This window comes from Kribbella sp. NPDC050470, from assembly GCF_044458365.1.
In the GTDB taxonomy this organism is placed as follows: domain Bacteria; phylum Actinomycetota; class Actinomycetes; order Propionibacteriales; family Kribbellaceae; genus Kribbella.
This window is the reverse complement of the sequence record NZ_JBITHV010000005.1, coordinates 179,256-203,442: the sequence shown is the minus strand read 5'-3', so window position 1 is coordinate 203,442 and position 24,187 is coordinate 179,256. Positions and strand designations below refer to the sequence as shown.

The window sequence follows — 24,187 nt, the reverse complement described above, 5'->3', positions numbered from 1 at the left end:
TCCACCATGGATCCGGGGCGCTGCCCGCCTCGCGCTTCCCCACCGCACCTGCTTTTTGGTCTTGCTTTTCAGCTTGCTCGGCGGCGGGAGATCTCGTACAGGGCGACGCCGGTGGCGATGCCCGCGTTGAGGGACTCGGTGGCACTCGTCATCGGGATTGAGACGATCAGGTCGCAGTTCTCCCGGACCAGGCGGGCGAGGCCCTTGCCCTCGGAGCCGACCACGAGAACGAGCGGCTCGGTGGCGGCCTCGAGCTCGGGAAGCTCGACCGCGCCGCCCATGTCCAGGCCGACGACCAGCAGGCCGGCGTCCTTGTAGGACTTGAGCGCCCGGTTCAGGTTCGTCGCACGAGCGACCGGGATCCGGGCCGCCGCACCGGCCGACGTCTTCCAAGCCGACGCCGACATGGACGCCGTACGGCGCTCCGGCACGAGCACACCGTGGGCGCCGAACGCGGCCGCGGACCGGGTGATGGCGCCCAGGTTCCGCGGGTCGGTCACGCCGTCGAGCGCGACCACGAGCGGCACCTCCTGCGCGTCGTACGCCCGGGAGAGCAGGTCGTCCGGGTGCGCGTACTCGTACGGCGGGATCTGCACCGCGACACCCTGGTGGGCGCCGCCGGCCGTGACCCGGTCCAGCTCGGCGCGCGGAACCTCCAGGACCGAGATGCCGTGCTCGACCGCGACGTGCAGGGCCTCGCGCAGCCGGGCGTCCCGCTCGGTGCCTTCGGCAACATGCAGCGCCGCGACCGGGACACCGGCCCGCAACGCCTCGACCACCGGGTTGCGCCCGTACACCCACTCGACCGACGAGTCGGTGTCCCGCCGGGCCGGGCGACGGGTCCGCTCGCGCTCCTGCGCGCGCTCCTTCGCCTTCGCCCGCTTGTGCGCGGGGTGCTTGACCCGGTCCACCGCCTTCGGCGTCGGGCCCTTGCCCTCCAGGCCACGGCGGACCCGGCCACCGGACCCGGCGGTCGGGTTGCCCCGCGGCTTCTTGCGGATTGCTCCCTTGCGCTGGCTACTGCCTGGCACGTCAGCTTCCTTCGTTGTTGGTTGCCGGCCCGGAACCTGACACGGCGATCGACCAGCGTGGTCCCTGAGGGGTGTCCTCGACGACCACGCCGAGCGCCTTCAGCCGGTCGCGGATCTCGTCCGACGCGGCATAGTCCTTACGCTCCCGGGCTGCCTGCCGCTGCTCCAGCAGCGCCTTGACCAGCCCGTCCACCACCTCGCTGAGCTCTTCGGTGGCACCGGTCCGCGAGGCCCACGGCTCGGCCAGCGGGTCCAGCCCGAGCACGCCGAGCATCCCGCGCACCGCGGCCAGACTTTCCCGCAGGGCCGGCGAGTCCCCGTCCGCGACCAGCTTGTTCCCGTCCCGCACGGTGTTGTGCAGTACGGCGATCGCGGCCGGCGTCCCCAGGTCGTCGTCCATCGCGGCGACGAAGTCCGACGGCAGCTCGGCGGCCGGCTCGGCCCCGCCGGTCACCTCGGTGGCGCGGGTGACGAAACCCTCGACCCGCTGGAAGCTCTTCGCGGCCTCGTCCAGCGCCTCGAAGGAGAACTCCACCACCGACCGGTAGTGCGACTGCACCAGGTACCAGCGCAGCTCGATCGGGCGGACCCGCTCGACCACGTTGCGCACCACCGCGCTGTTGCCCATCGACTTCGACATCTTCTCGCCGGCCGTGGTGACGAGCGCGTTGTGCATCCAGAACCGGGCGAACTTCTGGCCGACCGCGGTCGACTGGGCCAGCTCGTTCTCGTGGTGCGGGAACCGCAGGTCCAGCCCGCCGCCGTGGATGTCGAACTCCGCGCCCAGGTACTTGCCGGCCATCGCCGAGCACTCCAGGTGCCAGCCCGGCCGGCCGCGGCCCCACGGGGTCGGCCAGGACGCCGTCCGCGGAGTGCCCTCGGTGTGGCCCTTCCAGAGCGCGAAGTCGCGTGGGTCCCGCTTGCCGCGCGGGTCCGCGTCCTCGGCGGCCTCCATGTCCTCGATCCGCTGGTTCGACAGCTCGCCGTACGACGGCCAGGACCGGACGTCGAAGTAGACGTCGCCGGACCCGTCCGGGGCGATGTACGCGTGCCCGCGCTCGACCAGCTGGTCGATCATCTCCAGCATCTCCGGGATGTGCCCGGTGGCACGCGGCTCGTACGTCGGCGGGCGGCAGCCGAGCACGTCGTACGCCCAGTGCAACTCGCGCTCGAACTCGTAGGCGTGCGCCCACCACGGGACGCCGCGGTCCGCGGACTTGGCGAGGATCTTGTCCTCGATGTCGGTCACGTTCGCGATCACGGTGACCTCGTACCCGGAGCGCTCGAGCCAGCGCCGCAGGACGTCGAACACGACCTCCTTGTAGATGTGCCCGACGTGCGGGGCACCCTGCACCGTCAGCCCACAGTGGTAGATCCCGACCTTGCCCGGCTGGACCGGCTCGAAATCCCTCACTGCTGCTGTCGCGGTGTCGTACAAGCGAAGTGTCACCGACCAAGGGTAACGGGATCGGATAGGGTAAATACTCACCGGCAGTCGAAGATCGAGGGTTGATTCTTACCAAAGCCGGGTAAAACCTCTGCCGAGCGCTCTGTTCCGCCCCTCATCGCTCTGTGGAGGTTCACCGTGAAGTCCGCCCTTTTCACGGGTGCCGCCGTCACTCTTGGCCTGCTCCTGGCCTCGATCGGCTCCGCCCAAGCCAGCACCACCGCGTCAACCGCAGCACCCCAGCCCACCCCGCAAGCCCGCCAGCACGGCATCACCAAGGCCGGCGAGGCCTACATGGGCTGGCTGCTGAACACCACGACCAGTGCGGCACCCGCCGTCATGGCCCCCGCTGCCACCGTCGAAGGCATCGACGTGTCCAGCCACCAAGGCAACGTCAACTGGACCACCCAGTGGAACAACGGCAAGCGGTTCGCCTACGTGAAGGCGACCGAGGGCACGTCGTACAAGAACCCGTACTTCGCCCAGCAGTACAACGGTTCCTACAACGTCGGCATGATCCGCGGCGCGTACCACTTCGCGCTGCCGAACAACTCCAGCGGCGCCACCCAGGCCAACTACTTCGCCACCAACGGCGGCGGCTGGTCCGGGGACGGCAAGACCCTGCCGGGCGCCCTCGACATCGAGTACAACCCGTACGGCGCCACCTGCTACGGACTGAGCCAGTCCGCGATGGTGAGCTGGATCCGGGACTTCCTGACCACCTACAAGTCCCGCACCGGCCGCGACGCCGTCATCTACAGCAACCTGGACTGGTGGACCCGCTGCACCGGTAACACCACCGCCTTCAACACGACCAACCCGCTCTGGGTGGCCCGGTACGCCTCGTCGCCGGGCACGCTGCCGGGCGGCTGGCCCTTCTACACCTTCTGGCAGTGGACCTCGACTCCGCTCGACCAGAACCGCTTCAACGGCGACATGACCCGCCTGGTGGCGCTCGCCAACGGCTAGCAGACAAATCGGTTGCGACGGTCGCATAGTCTCGATCGGTGAGCTACTCGCTGCCGATCGAGACTGACCGTCTGACCCTTCGCCGCTACCGCGAGACCGACTACGAAGCCCTCCTGAAACTGCAGTCCAACGACGACGTGACGCGCTTCCTGCTGTACGACTCGAAGACGCCGGAGCAGGTGCGCGAGTCGCTGGCCGACCGGTTGGCCGACGTACCGATGGACGAGGACGGCCAGGCGTTGACGCTGGCCGTGATCCCGCGCGAGACCGGGCAGCACGTCGGCGAGGTGTCGCTGTTCGTGCAGAACGCGGCGCACCAGGGCGGGGAGATCGGGTTCGTGTTCCACCCGGAGTTCCACGGGCACGGGTACGCCGCGGAGGCCTCGGTGGAATTGCTGCGGCTCGGGTTCGAGGAGCTCGGCATGCACCGGATCATCGGCCGGCTGGACGCCAGCAACACCGCGTCGGCGAACCTGCTGAAGCGGCTCGGGATGCGCCACGAGGCAACCTTCGTGAAGAACGAGTTCCTGAAGGGTGAGTGGACCGACGAAGCGGTCTTCGCGATGCTCGCGGACGAGTGGAAACAGTGCTCGTAAGTCGCTCGTAAGTATTTGACCGGACAAGACCACAACCGCGGCACGCGTTCACCGCGACAGCGGGGAGCGCCGGGTCTACGGTCGATTCATGACCGTGCTCATTGCCCCGCTGCCGCGCGGCGGATCATGGGGCTGTGACTCCCCATGATCGGCGCCCAGAGTCTCACCGCCTTGCTTGCCGGCGTGGTCGTGCTGACCTCCGGCACCTTGCCCAGCGAGGCCGCGAAGGTGCCGCAACTGCGCGACATCGCCTACCACACGTGGACGTCGACCGACGACTTCCTCGCCGGTGCCCACTCCGGCACCACCGTCGCCGACGGCACCCTGACCTTCGGGACGCCGGACGGCAGCACGTCGTACGTCGACCCGTTCGGTGACGGCGCCGCGAAGAGCTACGACCGGACCACCTGGACCTCGCCGGTCGTCACGCCCGGGTTCGGCCTGACCGAGCTGATCGCGTCCTGGAACGCGACCACTCCGCCCGGCACCTGGGTCGAAGTCGCGATGTCCGGCCGCACCGACCTCGGCACGTCGACCAAGTGGTACGTGCTCGGCCGGTGGTCGAGCGGCGACGACACCGCGGCCGGCGACATCCACCGGACGTCGGTGCCGTCGCAGGGCGACACGAACGGATCGGTAGCCGTCGACACCTTCGTCGCGGCCAAGGACCGGTCGCTCGACCGCTGGCAACTGAAGGTCTCGCTCTACCGTCTGGCCGGTACGACGCAGACCCCGTCGGTCCGGTCCGTCGGGGCAGTGGCGTCCCGGCTGCCCGATGCGAAGAAGGTTGCCGTGAGCCCCCTTGGCGGCGCCGAGGGGATCGTGCTCGACGTCCCGACGTACTCGCAGGAGACGCACATCGGGCACTATCCGCAGTGGGACGGCGGCGGCGAGGCCTGGTGCTCGGCGACGTCTACGGCCATGGTGCTGGACCACTTCGGCGCCGGCCCGACCGACGAGGAGACGGCCTGGGTCGACCCGGACGACGCCGATCCACAGGTCGACCACGCGGCCCGCTCGGTCTTCGACTACGCCTACGACGGCGCCGGGAACTGGCCGTTCAACACGGCGTACGCCGGGACCCGTGGCATCGACGGGTTCGTCACCCGGCTGCGGTCGCTGACCGAGGCGGAGCAGTTCATCAAGGCCGGGATCCCGCTGGTCGCGTCGCTGTCGTTCAAGAAGGGCGACCTGCCCGGAGCCGGCTACGGGACGAACGGGCACCTGATGGTGATCGTCGGGTTCGACGCCAACGGCAACGTGGTGGTGAACGACCCGGCGTCGCACCTGATCCCGAGCAACGACGAGGTCCGGACGACGTACGACCGGGCCGCTTTCGAGAACGCGTGGGTTCCGCACTCCGGCGGGCTCGTGTACGTCATCCACCCGGCAGGGATGCCGCTACCGCCGGCGGGGCCGCAGGCCAACTGGTGACAAGCGACGGCGCCCGCCACACCGGGGCGGTGTGGCGGGCGCCGTTCTCGACCTGGGCTCAGCGGGCGAACAGCGCGCCCGTGAGGTTCGTGGTGAGGTTGCGGAGCGAGTCCGGCAGGTACTGCAGGTGCCAGCCGCGCGGGCCGCGATACCAGGCGAAGCCCTCGTCCTCGTCGACGTCGTCGTCGGTCGCGACCAGCGCGTCGATCCAGCGCTCCGAGCCGCCGAGCACGACGGCGTACGGGAGAGCTCGCGAGCACAGCTCCGCGTGCTGGTCGTTCGGCAGCTCGCTGACGTCCATCTCGAGCAGCTCACCGCGGATCGCGGCGACCTGGCCGAGCACCCGGCCGGCGGCCGGAGCCTTGGCCGGCATGTAGCGGCCGACCACGATCAGGCCGACGCCGACGGCGGTGATCGCCAGGCCGACCAGGCCCCAGGTCGACAGCAGCGCGAGGAGGACGGTCAGCGCGACCCCCAGCACGGTGACGACGATCCCGATCGTCGCCCACAGCGAGCGGGTCCGGTCCGGCCGCTCGGTGAACCAGCCGCGCTTGACGACCCCGTCGTACAGGGCGTCCTGGACCTGGCCGAGGTTCGCCCGGACCTGGCGGCCGAGCTCGGAGACCAGCACCGAGTCGGAGTCGCCGAAGATCGCCCGGATCAGGACGTTCTCGTAGCGCTGCAGCTCCTCGGACGGGGCGTTCGCGACCCGGCGCAGCTCCCAGTCCGGCCGCGCGTACTCGGAGTCGTGCTCCTGCTCGATGATCGTGATGTGCCCGCGGACGGCCAGGTCGATGATCGTCGCGGTCACGTCGACCGGGTCGATCCGCTCGTCGATCAGGGTGCCCACCTCACCGGGCCGCAGGTTCGACGGCGGGGTGAAGTCGATCCGGGTGTCGTTGCCGAGGCTGAACAGCGACGCCGGTACGACGCGGCGCGGGTCGACGCGGTCCTTGCCACGGAGCCGGTAGAGCACCACCAGCGCGATCGCGCCGAGCAGCAGCAGGCCGAGCGCGGTCAGCAGCTGCGCGGTGTCGGTGGAGAAGGCGCGCTTGAGGCTCTTGCGGTACTCGACGATCGAGTTCGCGGCCACCTCGCCCTCGGGGAAGCCGACCGTCATCCGGACGGTGTTGCCCGGCGGCAGGCCCTGCTGCTGGAACGTCGGCCCGGCCGTCTCGCCGATCTGTGCCAGCGTGCACGGGGTGTTGCTGTCGACCGCGCCGGCGAAGCAGGAGACGTGGGTGACCTCCGGCGTGCTGAAGACGATGTTCGCCTGCTGGACGGTCAGGTTGATGCCGGTCAGCGGGGCGAACCGCACCTCGGTGCCGTTCAGCGTCTCGGCGACCGCGCCCTTGACCGTGTAGGTGAAGTCCAGTTGGGTGCTGCCGCTGACGTCCGCGACCGCGATCGAGGTGACGTTGTCGTTCGTGCTCAGCTCGGTCTGCTTGTCCTGGCCGCCGGCCGTGACCTTCAGGTCGGAGATCTGCTGCACATGGTCGACGTCGTCGGGCAACTGGTCGCGGGTCACCACGAATCGGGTGAACGTCCCGGTCACGTTGCTGAGCTTCCAGGTCTCGGAGACCTTGAGCAGGCCGTCGCGTTCGACCCGGATCTGGCTGTCGAAGTTGGTCACGACCGGGTCGGCGGCACCGTGGGAACCGGTCGCACCGGCCGGGACGCCGGTCAAGGCGGAGAGACCGAGGGCACACAGGGTTAGCCCGAGCAGACGTAGACGCATCGCCCAATCACACCGTATAGAGAGGGTCAGTTGACTCGGGCACCATATCGTGAGCAGCGCCGGGGGCAACGTGATCCTCGGCTCCGCTAGCGTCTGGCGGGTGTCAGGCAACCAGTGGGGACCACCAACTGGCCCACCACAGGGCCCCGGGCAGTACGGACCACCGCCGCAGCAGCCGGGTCAGTACGGCGCACCGCCGGCGTATTACGGTCCGCCCCAACAGCCGCAGTACTACGGTCCGCCGCAGGGCAGCCCGCAGTACGGATGGGGCCCGTTGCCCGGTGGTCAGCAGCCTGGCATGCCGCCGAAGAAGTCGAGCGGCGGCAAGATCGCGGTGGTCTTCGGGCTGCTCGCCGTACTGGGTGCGGCGGGTGTGTTCATTGCCATCAAGGCCACGCAGGGCGGGGACGACCCGTCGGTGGCGCAGCCGGTGGCCACGAGCGCTCCGACGTACTCCACGCCTTCGGTGCCGGTGGCAACCACCTCTCGGCCGACGATCCCGCCGCCGACCCGCGCCACGACAACCCGAACGACCTCGCCCAAGCCGGTCGAGGTCGACCCACTGCAGTTCGTTGCCGCGCACCGGCTCTACAAGACCGGTGTGATGCGGCCGGTGAACTGCAAGGAGTCGCGGGGCGGCCTTGCCAACGGGTCCAAGGCGCACGCGTACTACAAGGCGATCAAGGGCTGCCTGGACCGCGCCTGGCCGCGACAGGTGGCGGCGTCCGGCCGCACCTTCCGGTCGCCGGGCCTGGTGTCCTGGGTCGGCTCGGCGAACTCGCCGTGCGGCAACTCCGACCGGAGCCTGTCGTTCTACTGCCCGTCGAACCACACCATCTATATGGACGTGGCGGACGACGTGAAGTACTGGAGGCAGAACCAGCCGTTCACCCGCGCGCTGGCCACGCACACGGTGGCACACGAGTACGCGCACGCGGTCCAGCAGATGACCGGCATCCTGCCTGCGTTCTACCGGGTCCGGTACGACGCTCCGAACCAAGCGGCGAAGCTGCTGGTGAACCGGCGGATGGAACTCCAGGCGTCCTGCCTGGGCAACGCGTTCCTCGGAGCCAATCGGAACAGCTACCCGATCAAGGGCGAGCTGTACCGGCAGTGGCTGTGGGTGGTGACGCAGAGCGGGGACGTGTCGTACCTGCCGCGCGACCACGGCAGCAAGGCCAGCCACGGGGCCTGGAGCCGGGCCGCGTACGCCAGCCGCAACCTGGGCAAGTGCAACACGTTCACCGCCAGCCCAGCCAAGGTCAGCTAGCTCATCTGTTGAGCAGGGCAACGGTTGGTGGACCGGGGCTCGGATAGCGTCTGCCCCGTGTCAGGCAACCAGTGGGGCCCGCCGCCCGGGCCGCAGCAGCAGCCTCCCTACGGTGCACCCCACGGTGGACAGCCGTGGCAGCAGCCTCCGCAGTACGGCGGTCCGCCGCCGGGCGCGCCGTACCAGGGCATGCCTGCGCAGGGTCCGCCGTACGGGCAGCCGCAGTTCGGCTGGGGCGCGCCGCCTGGTGGGCCGGGTGGACCTGGTGGACCGCCGCGGAAGAAGGGTGGTGGCGGGGGCAAGGCTGTCCTTGTCGTGCTCGGCGTCGTGGCGCTCGGGGCGGTCGGCCTCTTTGGAGTCTCCAACGCGCTGAAGGGCGACGGCGACCCGTACACCAGCCCGACGTACGGGACCTCCAGCTACAGCCCGACGTACGGGCCGTCGAACAGCCCGTCGGTGTCGCCGACTCGGACGACCAGCGCGCCGGCCCGGACCACGACGCGGCCGACCGCGACCAAGCCGACGGCGCCGCGGACGACGTCCAAGCCGAAGCCGAAGCCCGGGCCGACCGACACCGACCTGGTGCTGCGCAACCAGCTGTACAAGGCCGGGGCGATGAAGGCGGTGAACTGCAAGGAGTCCAGGTCCCGCCCGTCGAACGTGTCGGGCGCGCGAGCCAACTACGCCAACCTGCTGAAGTGCCTGAACCGCTCGTGGCCGGCGCTGGTCGCCAAGTCCGGCGCCCGGTTCCGGCCGCCGACGGTGCAGCCGTTCAGCGGGACCGTCAGCACGCCGTGCGGGATGGGCAACGACTCCGGGCCGCCGTTCTACTGCGGCAGCAACGAGACCATCTACATGAACCTCAGCGAGGACATCGGCAACTACAACCGCTACCCGCAGGCGTACCAGAAGGTGTGGGCGCGGATGTGGATGCTGCACCAGTTCGCGCACGAGTACGGCCACCACGTCCAGAACCTGACCGGCATCCTCGCCGCCAACCACCGGATCCGGTACGAGGCCCCGACCCAGGCGCTGGAGCTGGAGGGCAGTCGGCGGCTCGAGCTGCAGGCGTCCTGCTTCGGCGACATCTTCATCGGGTCGAACCGGCGCACGTACCCGATCACCGGGGAGGCGCTGTTCCAGTGGAAGTGGCTGATCCTGCACTGGACCGACCACAACAACGACCACGGCGACGGGGTGAACCACCGGTACTGGGCGACCCGCGGGTTCAACAGCCGCAACCCCAGCGTGTGCAACACCTTCGCGGTGGGCTCTGCGAAGGTGCAGTAGGGCTGGTCGCTGTGCCTTTGGAACGGGTGCGGCACCTCACAACGTCATGACCGGGGCGGTGCGGCGGGGGAAGGAATTCGGAGTGGTCTCGGTCACGAGGCGGCGGGCTGCAGACGGCGACCTGCCGGGCTGGCTAGCCTGGTGCGCCCCGGATCCCGCAAAGTATGTCCGGGGACCTGCATCTGTCCGGGGGGATCTAACGACCGGGCGCGGCGTCGGCACCCCGAACAGCGCCGGATGCACCACCGTGACGGCTACACCCAGCAAGGTCGTGAGGAGTATCGATGTCGGACAACTGGAATCCACCCCCGGAGCGCGAACCGGCTGACGGCGACCAGCCGGCCGGTCCGCCGGAGCAGCCTGCCGGGGATGGCCAGTCGCGCAGGTGGTGGAGCGACAGCACGGACGCCAAGCGCGAGTTCCAGGACCCCAACCAGTCCCCGGACGAGCCCCCCGCCAACAACTGGTTCGGCCAAGGCTGGGAAGGCCGCCGCCCCCCAGGCCAGGACGACCCCTCCACCTGGCAAACCCACCCCAACCAATCCCGGCCAACCATGCCAGGCCCCAACCAGCCCCGCCCCGAGCAGCCGCGGACTGAGCAGTCCGGCGTGGACCAGCCCCGGCCTGAGCCCTCACGCCCTGACCAGGCTCGGCCCGACCAGTCCAGCCTGGACCAATCGCGCGCCGACCAGCCTCGTCCCGAGCAGCCCGGCCCCACGCAGCCCGGCCCTGCCGAGCCTGGTCCGGCCCAGTCCGGCTCTGCCCAACCCGGCCCAGCTCAGTCCGGCTCAGCCCAGTCCGGGTCGCAGTCGCGCCCGGGGCAGCCTGCTCCGTGGGCGCGTGAGCAGGGCCCAAGCCAGCCCGGCCCGCAGTCGGGTTCCGGTCGCCCCACTCCGCCGCCAGGCCCCAGCTGGTCCGGTCCGCACCCGGGTCCGAACCAGCCCGGTCCGCAGCAGGGTTCGACGTGGTCAGGTCCACAACCAGGTCCGAGCCAGTCCGGTCCCACCGCCAACCGACCTGCGCAGGGTCAGTTCGGTCCACCTCAACCCCGCTCGGGCCAGCCAGGTCCGGGACAGGCCGGGGGTGGGTTGGCGGGTTGGCAGCCTGGGGGTCCGGAGCGGGGTGAGTCTTCGGGGCCGCACTCGGAGGGGTCGTACCTTTGGGCGCCGTCGCAGCCGCCGCAGCAGCAGCCGCAGTCGCCGTGGAGTAATGCACTGCCGCCAAACCGGCAGCAGGGCGGGCCGCGGCACGCGGCTCCGCGTCAGCAGCAGATCGGTCCGATGGGTCAGCCGGTCCAGCAAGCCCCGACCTGGCAATACCCGCCGATCCCGATTCCGCAGCCACCCGGCCCCGGCCGCCGGCGCAAGCCGAGGACCCGCACCCGCGGTCTCCTGATCGGCCTCGTCGTACTCGCCGTGCTCGTCGTCGGATCCGGCGTCACGCTCCTGGTCCGCAACACCGGCAACGACACCCCACAGACGACCGACAGCCCCTCGCCGACGCAGAGCCAGTCAGAGTCGCCGTCCCCGAGCCCGACGCCGACCGAGGCCCCCGCACCGGCCGAGGACGAGATCCTCACCGCGAACAAGCTGTACACAGTCGGTCCGATCGCGGCCTCCAAGTGCGCCGAGCCGCCGTTCGCACCGGTCAACATCACCACCGCCCGGGCCTACTACGCCCGCCTACTTCCATGCCTCGACCGCACCTGGTCGCTGGCGCTGAAGAAGATCGGCGTCGGCTTCCGCTCCCCGAAGGCAGTCGTGTACGTCGGCAAGCTGTCCTCCCCCTGTGGCATGCAGCGCAGCGTCCGGTCGTCGTACTGCGCCGCGAACGCGACCATCTACATCCCGTTCACGGTGGACAACCGGTACTACCGGTCCAACCCGGTCTACGCGCGGGCGATCATGCTGAACACGTTCGCGCACGAGTACGGCCATCACGTCCAGAACCTGTCCGGCATCCTGATGGCCTCGGTGACCCGGCAGCAGAAGCTGACGCCGAACCAGAAGCTGCTGGAGAGCCGTCGCCGCGAACTGCAGGCCACCTGCCTCGGTGCGGCGTACCTGGGCGCCAACGCGGCGTTCATCCCGATGCGTAAGCCGCTGCTGGACAACTGGCGGTTCCTGATCGCCCACAGCGGTGACGACTACGCCCGCCCGCGGATCCACGACCACGGCAACCGCGTCAGCAACTACCAATGGTCGATTGCCGGGTACAACAGCAAGCAGCCCAACTCCTGCAACACCTTCACCGTCGACGAAGCCCGCGTGGCGTAGTCAGCGCCGTGTAGTCAGTCAACAGAGAAGCCCCGGATCCGCAGTGGATCCGGGGCTTCTCTGTGTTCGTCTCAGAACAGGCGGCGGGCCGTGGTGAGCGAGCCGCCGAACGAGGTGACGAAGTTGCTGAGCGACTCGCCGATGTCGGACAGGTGCCAGTTCTCCGGTCCGGAGTACCAGCCGATCCCGGCGTCCGGATCGTCGTCGTCATCGGTCGCCGCGATCTCCAACGCCCACTTCTCGGTCAGCCCGAGCACAGCGGCGTACGGGAGGCACCGGGACGCGAACTCGAGCCGGTGGCTGTGCGGCAGGTCGGCCGACGTCTCGTCGAGCAGGTACTGCTGCAGGCCGGCCACGCGTCCCAGCACGGCCGCACCACGCGCAGTGCGGGCCGGCGCGACCTGACCGACGAGCGCGAGCACCAGGCCGGCCAGCATCACCGCGAGGCCAACCAGTGCGTACTTGCTGACGATGGCAAGCACGATCGTCAGTACGACGCCCGCACCGAGCAGCACCACGCCCGCAGTGGTCCAGCGGTTCCGCACTGCGTCCGGCCGAGTGGTGAACCAGCCCTGCGTGACGACGTCGGCGTACAGCTGCTCACGCACCAGGTTGAGTCGCGGCCGCAGCGACGGGCCGAGCGCGGAGACGACCACCGAGTCGCCGTCCGCGAACACCGCGTCGAGCAGCGCCTTCTCGTACGGCAGCAGTTCGGGACCGCCCTGGTTGAGCCGGTGCAGCTCCCAGTCCAGCTTGCCGAACTGGCTCTGCCGCGGCAGCTCCACGATGGTCAGGTAGTTGCGTACGGCGAGGTCCAGCAGCGTCGCGGTGATGTCCACGACGTCGGCCGTCTCGTCGACCACGGTGCCGACCTGCCCCGGGCGAATACCGTCCGGCGCAGCGAACTGCGGCCCGTCCGAGCCGTCCAGCACCGGCCGCTCCGGCGCACCGCCACCAACCTTGTCCGCGTCGCGACCGCGGAAGAACCACAGCGCCGCGGCAGCAAGCAGCCCGAGGCCGAGCACGACCGCGGCGAGACCGAGCGTGCCCGAGTCGACCGTGAACGCCCGGCCGAGGCTCCAGCGGGTGCTGAACTCGGCGTTCGGCTGCACGGTCGCCTGGTCGCTCAGCCCGGTCAGGAAGGTCAGCCGTCCACCCGCGGGTACGCCGTTCTGGTCGATCTGCAGCGCCGCCGACTCGGCCAGCTGGGACGACGTGCACGGCATGCTCGAACCGACCCGGCCGGCGATGCACGTCACCCAGGTCGCGAACGGGACGTCGACGGTCACCGAGGCCTGCGGGATCGCCGTACCGAAGCCCTGCACGATCGGCCAGCTCACCTCGCGGCCCTCGGTGGACTCGGCCACCACGTTGTCCACGGTGTAGCTGTAGACGATCTTCGACTGACCGGACACGTCCAGCGTGAGCCGGCGGCCGTCGTCGATGCTCTCGTCCTGGAACCCCTGAGCCGGCTGGCCGTTCACGGTCGCCGACACGTCGCGGACGTCGTACGTCCGGTCCCGCTCGGCGTCGGCCCGGACCCGGGTGGCCAGGGTGCGGCTGAACGTCGCACTGCCCGCGGTCAGGTCGACTGTCTCCTTGACCTGCAGGACGCCGTCCTTGGTCAGCGTCGCCTGGGCGGAGTAAGCCGTGATCTGGTCGTCGGTGGCGCGCGTCGGCGCGGCCTGGGCCGGCAACATGCCGAGGGCAACGAACGGGGCGGTCAGGGACATCAGCAGGGCAGCCGGCAGGATGCGGCGCTTCAGTGACATGGGTCGAGAGTAGTCTCGTGCCGGTTCGTCCAGCGAACTCGAGTCAGGACCGTCCAGCGGCAGGAGGGCAACACCGGTGAGCAGCCCATACGGCTACGGGGGCCGGCCACAGGATCGGCCCGTGGGTCCACCGCCTGGCGTCCTCCCACCTCCGCAGGCCGCGCCGTATCCCCAGCAGCACGGGCAGTTCCAGGGCGGGCCAGGGCAGTTCCAGCCGGGGCCGCCGCCGGGACAGGCGCCGTACCCGGGTCAGTGGCCGCAGCCGTACTACGGGGGTCCTGGGCAGTTCAACGGGTTCCAGCCGCCGAAGCGCCGCGGTGGCGCGACCCGGCTGATCCTGTTCGGCTTCGCGATGCTCGTCATCGTCGGCGGCGCGCTGGCCGCGATCAGCGTGATCCTGACCGGCGGTGACAGCGACGACAACGCCGCCACTCCCGAGATCACCGGCCCTTCGATCGTGCCGACGCCGACCAGCAACCCGCAGAAGGGGTCCGCCGAGGACTACCTGCTCAACGCCCAGATCTACCGTACGGGCGCGCTGCCGGAGCAGAACTGCAAGGCCGCCAGCCTCGGCAGCGGCAACCTCGCGGCGCAGAAGGTCTACTACGAGAAGTTGTTCGCCTGCCTCAACGACGCCTGGCGGCCGATCTTCAAGGAGCTCGGCGAGGAGAAGGAGGACCCCGGCCTGGTCGTGTTCGACAAGCCGGTCGTGACCCCGTGCGGCAACTTCGCACCGCTGTCCGGTCGCGTCCTCGCCTTCTACTGCTACGGCAACTCGGTGATGTACACCGACGTCCAGCAGATGAACAAGGCGTTCGGCCCGCAGCAGGATCTCGCCTACCTGATGACGATCGCGCACGAGTACGGCCACCACGTCCAGGGCGTCACCGGGTTGTTCTACGCGCGAGCGGCGTACCTGCAGGACCATCCCGACAAGAAGCTCGAGTACTCCCGCCGCAACGAGCTCCAGGCCTCCTGCTTCGCCGGCGTCTTCAGCAAGGCCGTCGCGTCGACCTACCCGCTGACCGACCGCATGTCCGAGTTCCGCGAACAGTCCAGCAACAGCTTCGGCGAGTCTCCCAGCGCCCCCGAGGACGAACGCACCCACGGTCTCGCCACCAGCCAAGGCTTCTGGATCCAGAACGGCTTCAACATCTCCGAAAACAAGGCCTGCAACACCTACGCCGCCCGCACCGACCTGGTCAAGTGACCCACCCCCTGCGCTGACTTGTGGATTTCGGTCGTTCAGAGGGCTCTGGATCGACAGATTTCCACAAGTCGGCGAGTTGTCCGGGTGTTAACCCGGGGGCGTATTATCCGGGCGTGACGTTGCGACGCGGGGAGGCGGCGCCGCACGCGCGGACGCTGGTGGATGTGTTGCAGGAGACGGCTGCTGCGTTTGCGGCCGAGCCGGCACTGGATGACGGCAGTGTGAGTCTGAGCTACCGGGAGCTGCTGGAGCAGACGGGGAAGTTCGCGGCACGGTTGACCGAGGGTGGGGTCGGGCCGGGCGACCGGGTCGGGGTGCGGATCTCGTCGGGTCACAACGACTTGTACGTCGCGATCCTCGGCACACTGCAGGCCGGGGCGGCGTACGTGCCGGTGGATGCGGACGATCCGGACGAGCGGGCGGAGCTCGTGTTCGGCGAGGCGTCCGTGGCGGCGATCGTCACCGACGACCTCGAGCTCACCTTGATGCGTCCGACGCCGGGACCGCTGCCGGACAACGACAACGCCGACGGGTACTACGACTATCCGTACTCGGCCCGCATGGACTCACCGCAGACCGCGGCACCCCGAGCCGACGGCCCCGAGCCGGGCGACGATGCGTGGATCATCTTCACCTCAGGCTCGACCGGCGTACCCAAGGGTGTCGCCGTCTCGCACCGATCGGCCGCGGCGTTCGTGGACGCGGAGGCGCGGATGTTCCTGCAGAAGGAGCCGATCGGCGCGGACGACCGGGTCCTCGCCGGCCTGTCGGTCGCGTTCGACGCGTCCTGTGAGGAGATGTGGCTGGCCTGGCGGCACGGGGCCTGCCTCGTCCCGGCGCCGCGGTCGCTCGTGCGTAGCGGTATGGACCTGGGCCCGTGGCTCGTCGCGCAGGGCATCACCATCGTGTCGACGGTGCCGACGCTTGCGGCGCTGTGGCCGCCGGACGCGCTCGACCAGGTGCGGCTGCTGATCTTCGGCGGTGAGGCCTGCCCGCCCGAGCTCGCCGAGCGCCTGGCGACCGACGGCCGCGAGGTCTGGAACACGTACGGCCCCACCGAGGCGACCGTGGTCGCTTGTGGCGCGCAGCTGACCGGCGAGGGACCGGTCCGGATCGGCCTCCCGCTGGACGGCTGGGACCTCGCCGTGGTCGATGCCGAAGGCAACGAGGTGGAAGAGGGCCAGATCGGTGAGCTGATCATCGGCGGTGTCGGCCTGGCCCGGTACCTGGACCCGGCGAAGGACGCGGAGAAGTTCGCCCCGATGCCGACACTCGGCTGGGACCGCGCGTACCGCAGCGGCGACCTGGTCCGGTACGAGCCCGAGGGACTGCTGTTCCAGGGTCGCGCGGACGAGCAGGTCAAGCTCGGCGGTCGCCGGATCGAGCTCGGCGAGGTCGACGCCGCCCTGCAGGCGTTGCCCAGCGTGTCCGGTGCAGCCGCCGCGGTCCGCGCCAGCGCCGCGGGGAATCAGTTGCTCGTCGGGTACGTCGTACCAGAAGACCCCACGCAGTTCGACCAGCAAGCGGCCACCGAGCAGCTCCGCAAGGCCCTGCCCGCGGCGCTCGTCCCGCTGATCGCCGTCGTCGACACGTTGCCGACCAGGACGTCCGGCAAGGTGGACCGCAACGCACTCCCGTGGCCGCTGGAGAACCTGGACGCCGAGGGTCCCGCAGCCGAGCTCGAGGGTACGGCGGGATGGCTGGCAGAGCGTTGGACGAAGGTCCTCGGCGCGAAGGTCACCGGACCCGACAACGACTTCTTCCTGCACGGCGGCGGCAGCCTGGCCGCGGCGCAACTGGTGTCGGCCTTGCGCGAGCGCTACCCGGACGTCACGGTCGGGGACATCTACGAGTACCCCCGGCTCGGCGCGCTCGCCGACCGGCTCGACGAGGCGACCCCGATGGTCGCCGAGCCCGTCGAGCTCCGCGAGATCCGGCCGACGCCGAGGGCGACCCAGCTCCTGCAGACCGCGCTGACGCTCATCCTGCAGACCGTCGTCGGCGTCCGCTGGCTCGTCTACCTGTTCACGCTGAACAACCTGCTCGCCGAGTTCGCCGGCCCGCTGCCCTGGCTGCGGACCGTGTCCTGGTGGTGGATCCTGGCCGGCTGGCTGATCCTGATCACGCCGGCCGGGCGGATGGGGATCGCCGTCGTCGGGGCCCGCATCCTGCTGCACAACCTGAAACCCGGCACGTACCCGAGAGGCGGCAACGTCCACGTCCGGCTGTGGGCGGCCGAGAACCTCGCGGACGCCGCCGGCGCCGCCAACCTCGCCGGCGCACCCTGGATCGCCTACTACGCCAGGGCGCTCGGCGCGAAGATCGGCCGCGGCGTCGACCTGCACACGCTGCCACCGGTGACCGGCATGCTGACCATGGGCCGCGGCGCCTCGATCGAGCCCGAGGTCGACCTGGCCGGCTACTGGATCGACGGCGACCAACTGCACGTCGGCCCGGTGACCGTCGGCGCCGAGGCGGTCGTCGGCTCGCGCAGTACGCTCCTGCCCGGCGCAGAGATCGGCCGGAACGCCGAGATCGCCGCCGGCTCGGCCGTGTCCGGCAAGGTGCCCGCGAGCGAGCGCTGGTCCGGCTCCCCCGCGACCCGCATCGGCCGTGCGCGGCACCCCTGGCCCGACCACCGCCCGAACCGCGCGCCGTGGTGGGTTCTCGCGTACGGCGCTCAGTCCGCCCTCATGTCGTTGCTCCCGGTGGCCGCGGCCGCGGCGGCCCTCGTCGTACTGGGCAATGCGCTCGAAGGCACGACGACGCTGCAGGCTGCAGCCCTCGAAGGGCTCAAGGCCGTGCCGCTGATGACGGTCGTCGGCTTCGCGACGCTGGCCGTGCTGACGCTGATCGGCGTACGGCTGCTCGGCATCGGCATCAAGCCCGGCCACTACCCCGTCCGGAGCCGGATCGGGTGGCAGGTGTGGGCGACCGAGCGGCTGCTGGACGCGGCCCGCACCCTGCTCTTCCCGCTGTACGCGAGCCTGCTGACTCCGTGGTGGCTGCGCGCGCTCGGTGCGAAGGTCGGCCGCGACGTCGAGGCGTCGACGGTGCTCCTGCTGCCGAAGATGACCACCGTCGGTGAGGGCGCTTTCCTGGCCGACGACACGATGATCGCATCGTACGAACTGGGCGGCGGCTGGCTGCACGTGGCCGGCGCGAAGGTCGGCAAGCGCGCGTTCCTCGGCAACTCCGGGATGACGGCACCCGGCCGCAGCGTGCCGAAGAACGGTCTCGTCGCGGTGCTGAGCGCGGCCCCGAAGAAGTCCAAGGCCGGTACGTCGTGGCTCGGATCGCCGCCCGTGAAGCTGCGGCGCCAGGCGGTCGAGGGCGACCAGAGCCGGACCTTCAACCCGCCGGGCAAGCTGAAGGTCGCCCGGGCGCTGGTCGAGCTGTGCCGGTTCGTGCCGATGATGTGCACGGTGGCGATCGCGCTCGGCGTACTGTTCACCTTGCAGGCGCTGGACGTGTGGATCGGCCCGTGGTGGACCGTGCTGCTGTCCGGTGCGGTGATCCTCGCCGCCGGCGCGGTCGCGGGCGGGATGGCGACGGTCGCCAAGTGGCTGATCGTCGGCCGGACCCGAGCGGTCGAGTACCCGCTGTGGAGCTCGTTCGTCTGGCGCAACGAGGTGGTGGACAGCTTCGTCGAGCTGGTCGCCGCGCCCTGGTTCGCCAACGCCGCCGCCGGCACGCCGGTCCTCAACCTCTGGCTGCGGACGCTCGGGGCCAAGATCGGCAAGGGTGTCTGGTGCGAGACGTACTGGTTGCCGGAGGCCGATCTGGTCACCCTCGGCGACGGCGCCACGGTGAATCGCGGTTGCGTGCTGCAGACGCACCTGTTTCATGATCGAGTTCTCTCCATGAGCACAGTCACCTTCGGGCCGGGAGCGACCCTCGGGCCCCACGGCATCGTCCTGCCGGCCGCCAGTGTGGGAGCAGGAGCTACCATCGGGCCGGTGTCTCTCGTGATGCGTGGTGAAGGTGTGCCTGCCGGGACGCGCTGGGCCGGAAACCCGATCGCACCCTGGCAGGGCTGATGGTTGCCCGCAACATCGGGCAGCCGGGTGCGTCGAGCGCAGGCGACCCGTACGTGCCCTCGCACGGCAACGGCGGCTACCACGTCGAGTCCTACGAGCTCGACCTCGACTACCGGGTCAACAGCAACCGGCTGACCGGCAAGGCGACCATCACCGCGGTGGCCAACCAGGCGCTGTCCCGGATCAGCTTCGACCTGGCCGGACTGCGGGTGTCGAAGGTGTCGGTGAACGGCCGCCGCCCGCAGCGCTACACGCACCGGGCCGGCAAGCTGCACATCTCGGCGAACATCATGGACGGCGCCGAGTTCGTCGTCGACGTCCAGTACGCCGGGAACCCCAAGCCGGAGGACAGTCCGTGGGGTGAGCTGGGCTGGGAGGAGCTCACCGAGGGCGTGATCGTCGCCAGCCAGCCGAGTGGCGCGGCGACCTGGTTCCCCTGCAACGACCACCCCGGCGACAAGGCCCACTACCGGATCTCGGTCACCACCGACTCGCCGTACCACGTGGTCGCGAACGGGCGGCTGGTGTCCCGCCGGGTGAAGGCCAGCCGGACCACCTGGGTCTACGACCAGGCTGCGCCGATGGCGACGTACCTGGCGACCGTGCAGATTGGCCGGTACGACGCGATCGAGCTGGCCGCTTCACCCGTGACGACCCGCGCTGTCCTTCCCACCTCGTTGACGCGCAACGCCCGAGTGGATCTCGGCCGGCAGCAGGACATGATGAAGCTGTTCTGCCGGCTGTTCGGGCCGTACCCGTTCGGCGCCTACACGGTCGTGGTCACCGACGACCCGCTGGAGATCCCGCTGGAGGCGCAGGGCATCTCGGTGTTCGGCAGCAACCATCTCGACGGCCGGCGCGGGTCCGAGCGGCTGGTCGCGCACGAGCTCGCGCACCAGTGGTTCGGCAACAGCCTGACGCCGGCGAGCTGGCAGCACATCTGGCTGAACGAAGGATTCGCCTGCTACGCGGAGTGGCTGTGGTCCGAGGCGTCGGGTGGCCTGACCGCGACACAGCAGGTGTCGAAGGCGCACACGCGGTTGCGGGGCCTGCCGCAGGACCTGCTGCTGTCGGATCCCGGTCCGGAGCTGATGTTCGACGACCGCCTCTACAAGCGCGGCGCGATGACGCTGCACGCGCTGCGCCAGCACCTCGGCGACGACGCGTTCTTCGAGCTGCTGCGGACCTGGACCAGGACCTACCGGCACGGCTCGGTGACCACGGACGACTTCATCACGATGGCCGTGTCCTACAGCCCGGACGAGGACGCCGTACGCGAGCTGTTCGAACAGTGGCTGGACGCAACGGATCTGCCGGCGCTCAAGACGACCGGGCGACCTCGGCAGCGGCCTTGACGAAGCGCTCGGTGAGCGGGGTCCGCGTGGCCCAGGCCGCACCGATCCACCAGGTTGCGGCCCGGCCGCTCAGTGGCACGAGACGGAGCCCCGACGGCGCGATCCGCTCGGCCGACACCGGTACGACGGCCGGCCCGGCGCCAGCCGCGACCAGAGCCAGCACGGTCTGCAGGTCGGCCGCCTCCTGAAGGACACCGGGATGGCAACCGAGCTCGGCGTACAGCCCCTGGATCTGCGCGGTCAGCCCCGGACCGCGCGCCGGGACGAGCCGGACGAGTGGCCGCCCGTCGAGCCAGGAACCGACATCACGCGGTACGTCGACACCGTCAGCGACCGCGAGAGCGAGCCGGTCGCGTCGTAACCGCAGGTGTTCAAGGCCGGCCGGCACCGGCAGCCGGACGAATCCGATCTGCAGGCTGCCCGCGAGCAGCCGCTCGCACTGGACCGCCGACGACATGTCGTCCAGTGACACTGCGACACCAGGCCAACGGCTGCGGAAGAGCGCGACCGACCGTGGCGCGAGGTCGATCCCGGACAACCCGAACCCGATCGCCAGCGACCCCTCGCTACCCGCTGCGACCAGCGCCGCCCGCCGATCGAACGCCTCGGCTCGGTCCAGCAACTCCAGAGCGTCAGGAAGCAGCAGCTCCCCGGCCGGGGTCAGCCGGGCGCCGTGCCGGCCGCGGCTGAACAGGACCGAGCCGACCCGCCGCTCGAGCACCTGGATCTGCTTGGTCAGCGCGGGCTGGCTGGTCGACAACTCCTCGGCCGCGGCCCCGAAGTTGTGCAGCCGGGCGACCGTGACGAACGCCCGGAGCAGTCGGAGATCCATAACTCCACGATATGGAATCTGACCAAACAACTATTGGACGTGATGGAACGGTCGGCGTTTCGATAGGGGTATGAACTTCTTTCGGAGCGCCGTCGTCCAGTTCGAGCCGGTGCCGGACCAGCCGGCCGCCAACCTCGCGATCGTCGAGCGGCTGGCCCGCCAGGCAGTGGCCGACGGCGCCAAGCTGGTGGTCTTCCCGGAGATGTGCCTGCTCGGCTACTGGCACCTCCGCCGGCACACCGCCGAGCGGCTGCACGAGCTCGCCTCGCCCGCGGACGGGCCGCTGGTCGACCGGGTCCTCGCCCTGGCCAAGGAGCTGGACGCCGGGATCGGCGTCGGGTTCCTGGAGGATGCCGACGGCAAGCTCTTCAACTCGTACGCCGTCTGCCTGCCGACCGGAGCAGTCCACGTGCACCGGAAGCTGCATGCGTTCGAGCACGAGGCGATCGCCAGCGGGTCGTCGTACACGGTGTTCGACACGCCTTGGGGGTTCCGGGCCGGGATCCTGATCTGCTGGGACAACAACCTGGTCGAGAACGTCCGGATCACCGCGTTGCTCGGAGCAACCGTCCTGCTGGCGCCGCACCAGACCGGCGGCACCAGCTCCCGCAGCCCGCACGGGATGAAGCCGATCCCGCTGGAGGTCTGGGAGCGCGGGGACCGGACCGAGCTGGCGGCCGCGTTCAACGGCCCGAACGGGCGCGGCTGGCTGCTGCGCTGGCTGCCGGCGCGGGCGCACGACAACGGCCTGTTCGTGCTGTTCAGCAACGGGGTCGGCCGGGACGACGACGAGGTCCGCACCGGCAACGCGATGATCCTGGACCCGTACGGCCGGATCGTCGCCGAGACCCCGGCGCCGGCCGAGTCCGTGGTGGTCGCCGACCTCGACCTGGACCTGGTGCCGCTGGCAACCGGCCGCCGCTGGCTCCGCGGCCGGCGTCCCGAGTTGTACGGCGTCCTGACACAACCGACCGGGGACGAGCTGGACCCGCGGGCCGCCCGGTTCTCACCCGATCCGGTCAGCCTGCGAACGCTGGACGGTCAGTAGACGAGCGCGGTGGCGATGGCCGCGACGCCTTCGCCGCGGCCGGTCAGGCCGAGCCCGTCGGTCGTCGTCGCACTCACCGAGACCTCGGCGTCGCACGCGGCGCTCATCGCCTTCTCGGCCTCCTCGCGGCGACCGGCGAACCGCGGCCGGTTGCAGATGATCTGCACCGACACGTTCCCGATCTCGAACCCCGCGGCGCGCACCCGGCGAGCGGCCTCGGCCAGCAGCGCGGCCCCCGAAGCACCGGCCCACTCGGGATCCGACGTACCGACGTTGGACCCCAGGTCGCCCAGCCGCGCCGCGCTGAGCAGCGCATCGCAGACCGCGTGCGCCGCGACGTCGCCGTCCGAGTGACCTGTCGGTCCGGACGTCTCCTCCGGCCACAGCAACCCGGCCAGCCACATCGGCCGGCCCGCCTCCAGCGGATGGACGTCGACGCCGGTCCCGACCCGGGGAACCTTCACGTCAGCCTCCTGTCCGCCAGTAACGCCTCGGCCAGCAGCAGGTCCCGCGGCCGTGTCACCTTGAACGCGTCCTCGGACCCTTCGACCGTCAGCACGGTCACGCCGAGCCGCTCACACAGCATCGCGTCATCCGTCGCCCCGGCGCCACCGGCCGCATGCGCACGGCGCAGCACCGCGGGGTCGAACCCCTGCGGCGTCTGTACGGCGACCAGCGTCGAGCGATCGGGCGTGTCCACGACCTCGCCGGCCCCGGAGACCTGCTTGATCGTGTCCGTCACCGGCACCGCCGGTACGACCGCAGCCGCCCCGCCACGCACCGCCTCGACCACCCGCTCGACGACCGCCGCCGGGACGAAGGCCCGGGCCGCGTCGTGGACCAGGATGCAGTCGATCCCGTCGGCCGGGACCAGGTCCAGGGCCGCCCGGACCGAGTCGGCCCGCTCGGCGCCGCCCGGGACCACGAGCAGCCGGGCGGCACCGGCGTACGGCTCGAGCTCCTTGTGGACCGCGTCCTCGGTGCCGGGTGGAACGGCGACCACGAAACACGTGAGGTCGGCGGCGGTCGCTGCCCGCAGTCCACGAACGGCGTGGACCAGCAGCGATTCGCCACCGACCTCTCGAAATGCCTTCGGGGTCTCACCACCGAGCCGGAGCCCGAGACCGGCCGCCGGGATGATGGCCGCGGTGCTCATCGGGAGCAGTCCGCGCAGGGCGGCAGGATCACGTGTTCCGTCTCGGTCTGATCGGGTGGATCAGGAAGCGAGAACCTCGTCGAGGATGGCTTCCGCCTTGTCCTCGTTGGTGTGCTCGGCCAGGGCCAGCTCGGAGACCAGGATCTGGCGAGCCTTCGCCAGCATCCGCTTCTCACCGGCGGAGAGACCGCGGTCACGTTCACGGCGCCACAGGTCGCGAACGACCTCTGCCACCTTCATCACGTCGCCCGAGTGCAACTTCTCGAGGTTCGCCTTGTACCGTCGCGACCAGTTGGTCGGCTCCTCCGTGTGCGGTGCGCGCAGCACGTCGAAGACGCGCTCCAGGCCAGCCTGATCCACGACGTCACGCACGCCGACGAGATCGAGGTTGCACGCGGGGACCCGGACGACCAGGTCGTTCTGAGCGACGATCCTCAAGACCAGATAGGTCTTGTCCTCACCTTTGATCTGACGGGTCTCGATGTCCTCGATGACGGCCGCACCGTGATTGGGGTAAACAACCGTCTCGCCGACTGTGAAAGTCATATGTCACGTGCCCCTTTCCAAGGTCCATCCTACCACGTGGCAAATGGTCCGGCCGGGACGTTTGCGCTGGTCAGGGGCCACTTCCCGCCTTGACAAACGCTCTCACCCGTGCCTCGTGCGCGCGTGAAAGGTTGCCCGGGACACCGGTGCGACGGACCGTGACAGCCAGCCCGCCGT

Annotated in this window: 18 protein-coding genes; 10 read left to right on the top strand and 8 right to left on the bottom strand. The window is 70.1% G+C overall.

What is annotated here, in order from left to right; genetic code table 11:
- Nucleotides 1-68: 68 nt before the first annotated feature.
- Nucleotides 69-1,031: a 23S rRNA (guanosine(2251)-2'-O)-methyltransferase RlmB gene (gene rlmB / locus ACIBGM_RS16225; RefSeq protein ID WP_396385987.1), complete on the bottom strand. Its 963-nt coding sequence runs from the start codon at nucleotides 1,029-1,031 to the stop codon at nucleotides 69-71.
- Between the two features lies 1 nt (nucleotide 1,032).
- Nucleotides 1,033-2,481, bottom strand: coding sequence for a cysteine--tRNA ligase (cysS, locus tag ACIBGM_RS16220; RefSeq protein ID WP_396385986.1), 1,449 nt, complete (start codon nucleotides 2,479-2,481; stop codon nucleotides 1,033-1,035).
- A 135-nt stretch (nucleotides 2,482-2,616) separates the two neighbouring features.
- Between cysS and ACIBGM_RS16215 the strand changes: the two genes are divergently transcribed.
- From ACIBGM_RS16215 to ACIBGM_RS16205, 3 genes are all read left to right on the top strand, one after another.
- A complete protein-coding gene (locus tag ACIBGM_RS16215) occupies nucleotides 2,617-3,447 on the top strand; it encodes a lysozyme (RefSeq protein WP_360516429.1) in 831 nt (276 codons plus the stop codon).
- A gap of 38 nt (nucleotides 3,448-3,485) precedes the next feature.
- Nucleotides 3,486-4,043 carry a GNAT family N-acetyltransferase gene (locus tag ACIBGM_RS16210; RefSeq protein ID WP_396385984.1) on the top strand — a complete coding sequence of 186 codons (558 nt, stop codon included), beginning with the start codon at nucleotides 3,486-3,488 and terminating at the stop codon, nucleotides 4,041-4,043.
- 144 nt (nucleotides 4,044-4,187) lie between these two features.
- Nucleotides 4,188-5,477: a peptidase C39 family protein gene (locus ACIBGM_RS16205; RefSeq protein WP_360516425.1), complete on the top strand. Its 1,290-nt coding sequence runs from the start codon at nucleotides 4,188-4,190 to the stop codon at nucleotides 5,475-5,477.
- 58 nt (nucleotides 5,478-5,535) lie between these two features.
- Here ACIBGM_RS16205 and ACIBGM_RS16200 read toward each other — a convergent pair whose 3' ends face one another.
- The gene (locus ACIBGM_RS16200) at nucleotides 5,536-7,215 is read right to left on the bottom strand and encodes a DUF2207 domain-containing protein (RefSeq protein ID WP_360516422.1); all 1,680 of its coding nucleotides are present in this window, start codon (nucleotides 7,213-7,215) and stop codon (nucleotides 5,536-5,538) included.
- 49 nt (nucleotides 7,216-7,264) lie between these two features.
- Here ACIBGM_RS16200 and ACIBGM_RS16195 point away from each other — a divergent pair, with 49 nt between their 5' ends.
- The 3 genes from ACIBGM_RS16195 to ACIBGM_RS16185 all read left to right on the top strand — a co-directional run bounded on the left by ACIBGM_RS16195 (nucleotide 7,265) and on the right by ACIBGM_RS16185 (nucleotide 12,051).
- A complete protein-coding gene (locus ACIBGM_RS16195) occupies nucleotides 7,265-8,485 on the top strand; it encodes a neutral zinc metallopeptidase (RefSeq protein ID WP_360516419.1) in 1,221 nt (406 codons plus the stop codon).
- Nucleotides 8,486-8,542: 57 nt separating this feature from the next.
- Nucleotides 8,543-9,775, top strand: coding sequence for a neutral zinc metallopeptidase (locus tag ACIBGM_RS16190; protein ID WP_360516416.1), 1,233 nt, complete (start codon nucleotides 8,543-8,545; stop codon nucleotides 9,773-9,775).
- Nucleotides 9,776-11,055: 1,280 nt separating this feature from the next.
- Nucleotides 11,056-12,051: a neutral zinc metallopeptidase gene (locus ACIBGM_RS16185; RefSeq protein ID WP_360516413.1), complete on the top strand. Its 996-nt coding sequence runs from the start codon at nucleotides 11,056-11,058 to the stop codon at nucleotides 12,049-12,051.
- Between the two features lie 71 nt (nucleotides 12,052-12,122).
- Here ACIBGM_RS16185 and ACIBGM_RS16180 read toward each other — a convergent pair whose 3' ends face one another.
- Nucleotides 12,123-13,823 carry a DUF2207 domain-containing protein gene (locus tag ACIBGM_RS16180; protein WP_360516410.1) on the bottom strand — a complete coding sequence of 567 codons (1,701 nt, stop codon included), beginning with the start codon at nucleotides 13,821-13,823 and terminating at the stop codon, nucleotides 12,123-12,125.
- 121 nt (nucleotides 13,824-13,944) lie between these two features.
- Here ACIBGM_RS16180 and ACIBGM_RS16175 point away from each other — a divergent pair, with 121 nt between their 5' ends.
- From ACIBGM_RS16175 to ACIBGM_RS16165, 3 genes are all read left to right on the top strand, one after another.
- The gene (locus ACIBGM_RS16175) at nucleotides 13,945-15,033 is read left to right on the top strand and encodes a neutral zinc metallopeptidase (protein ID WP_360516407.1); all 1,089 of its coding nucleotides are present in this window, start codon (nucleotides 13,945-13,947) and stop codon (nucleotides 15,031-15,033) included.
- Nucleotides 15,034-15,146: 113 nt separating this feature from the next.
- Complete coding sequence (locus tag ACIBGM_RS16170; protein WP_396385982.1) at nucleotides 15,147-19,073, top strand: Pls/PosA family non-ribosomal peptide synthetase; 3,927 nt, start codon at nucleotides 15,147-15,149, stop codon at nucleotides 19,071-19,073.
- Nucleotides 19,073-20,428, top strand: a complete 1,356-nt coding sequence (locus ACIBGM_RS16165) for a M1 family metallopeptidase (protein ID WP_396385980.1) — start codon at nucleotides 19,073-19,075, stop codon at nucleotides 20,426-20,428. The genes ACIBGM_RS16170 and ACIBGM_RS16165 overlap by 1 nt, the downstream gene beginning before the upstream one ends.
- On the opposite strand, the gene ACIBGM_RS16160 is transcribed toward ACIBGM_RS16165, so the two are convergent.
- On the bottom strand, nucleotides 20,394-21,260 hold the full coding sequence (locus ACIBGM_RS16160; protein WP_396385978.1) for a LysR family transcriptional regulator: 867 nt from the start codon (nucleotides 21,258-21,260) through the stop codon (nucleotides 20,394-20,396). The genes ACIBGM_RS16165 and ACIBGM_RS16160 overlap by 35 nt on opposite strands.
- A 70-nt stretch (nucleotides 21,261-21,330) precedes the next feature.
- Between ACIBGM_RS16160 and ACIBGM_RS16155 the strand changes: the two genes are divergently transcribed.
- A complete protein-coding gene (locus ACIBGM_RS16155) occupies nucleotides 21,331-22,308 on the top strand; it encodes a nitrilase family protein (RefSeq protein ID WP_396385977.1) in 978 nt (325 codons plus the stop codon).
- Here ACIBGM_RS16155 and ispF read toward each other — a convergent pair.
- Genes ispF through ACIBGM_RS16140 form a run of 3 tightly spaced genes read right to left on the bottom strand, consistent with a single transcriptional unit; the run spans nucleotide 22,302 to nucleotide 24,010 of the window.
- Nucleotides 22,302-22,772 carry a 2-C-methyl-D-erythritol 2,4-cyclodiphosphate synthase gene (ispF, locus tag ACIBGM_RS16150; RefSeq protein WP_396385975.1) on the bottom strand — a complete coding sequence of 157 codons (471 nt, stop codon included), beginning with the start codon at nucleotides 22,770-22,772 and terminating at the stop codon, nucleotides 22,302-22,304. The genes ACIBGM_RS16155 and ispF overlap by 7 nt on opposite strands.
- Complete coding sequence (ispD, locus tag ACIBGM_RS16145; RefSeq protein WP_396385974.1) at nucleotides 22,769-23,464, bottom strand: 2-C-methyl-D-erythritol 4-phosphate cytidylyltransferase; 696 nt, start codon at nucleotides 23,462-23,464, stop codon at nucleotides 22,769-22,771. The genes ispF and ispD overlap by 4 nt, the downstream gene beginning before the upstream one ends.
- Nucleotides 23,465-23,524: 60 nt before the next feature.
- Nucleotides 23,525-24,010, bottom strand: coding sequence for a CarD family transcriptional regulator (locus ACIBGM_RS16140; RefSeq protein ID WP_012918679.1), 486 nt, complete (start codon nucleotides 24,008-24,010; stop codon nucleotides 23,525-23,527).
- Nucleotides 24,011-24,187 lie beyond the last annotated feature (177 nt).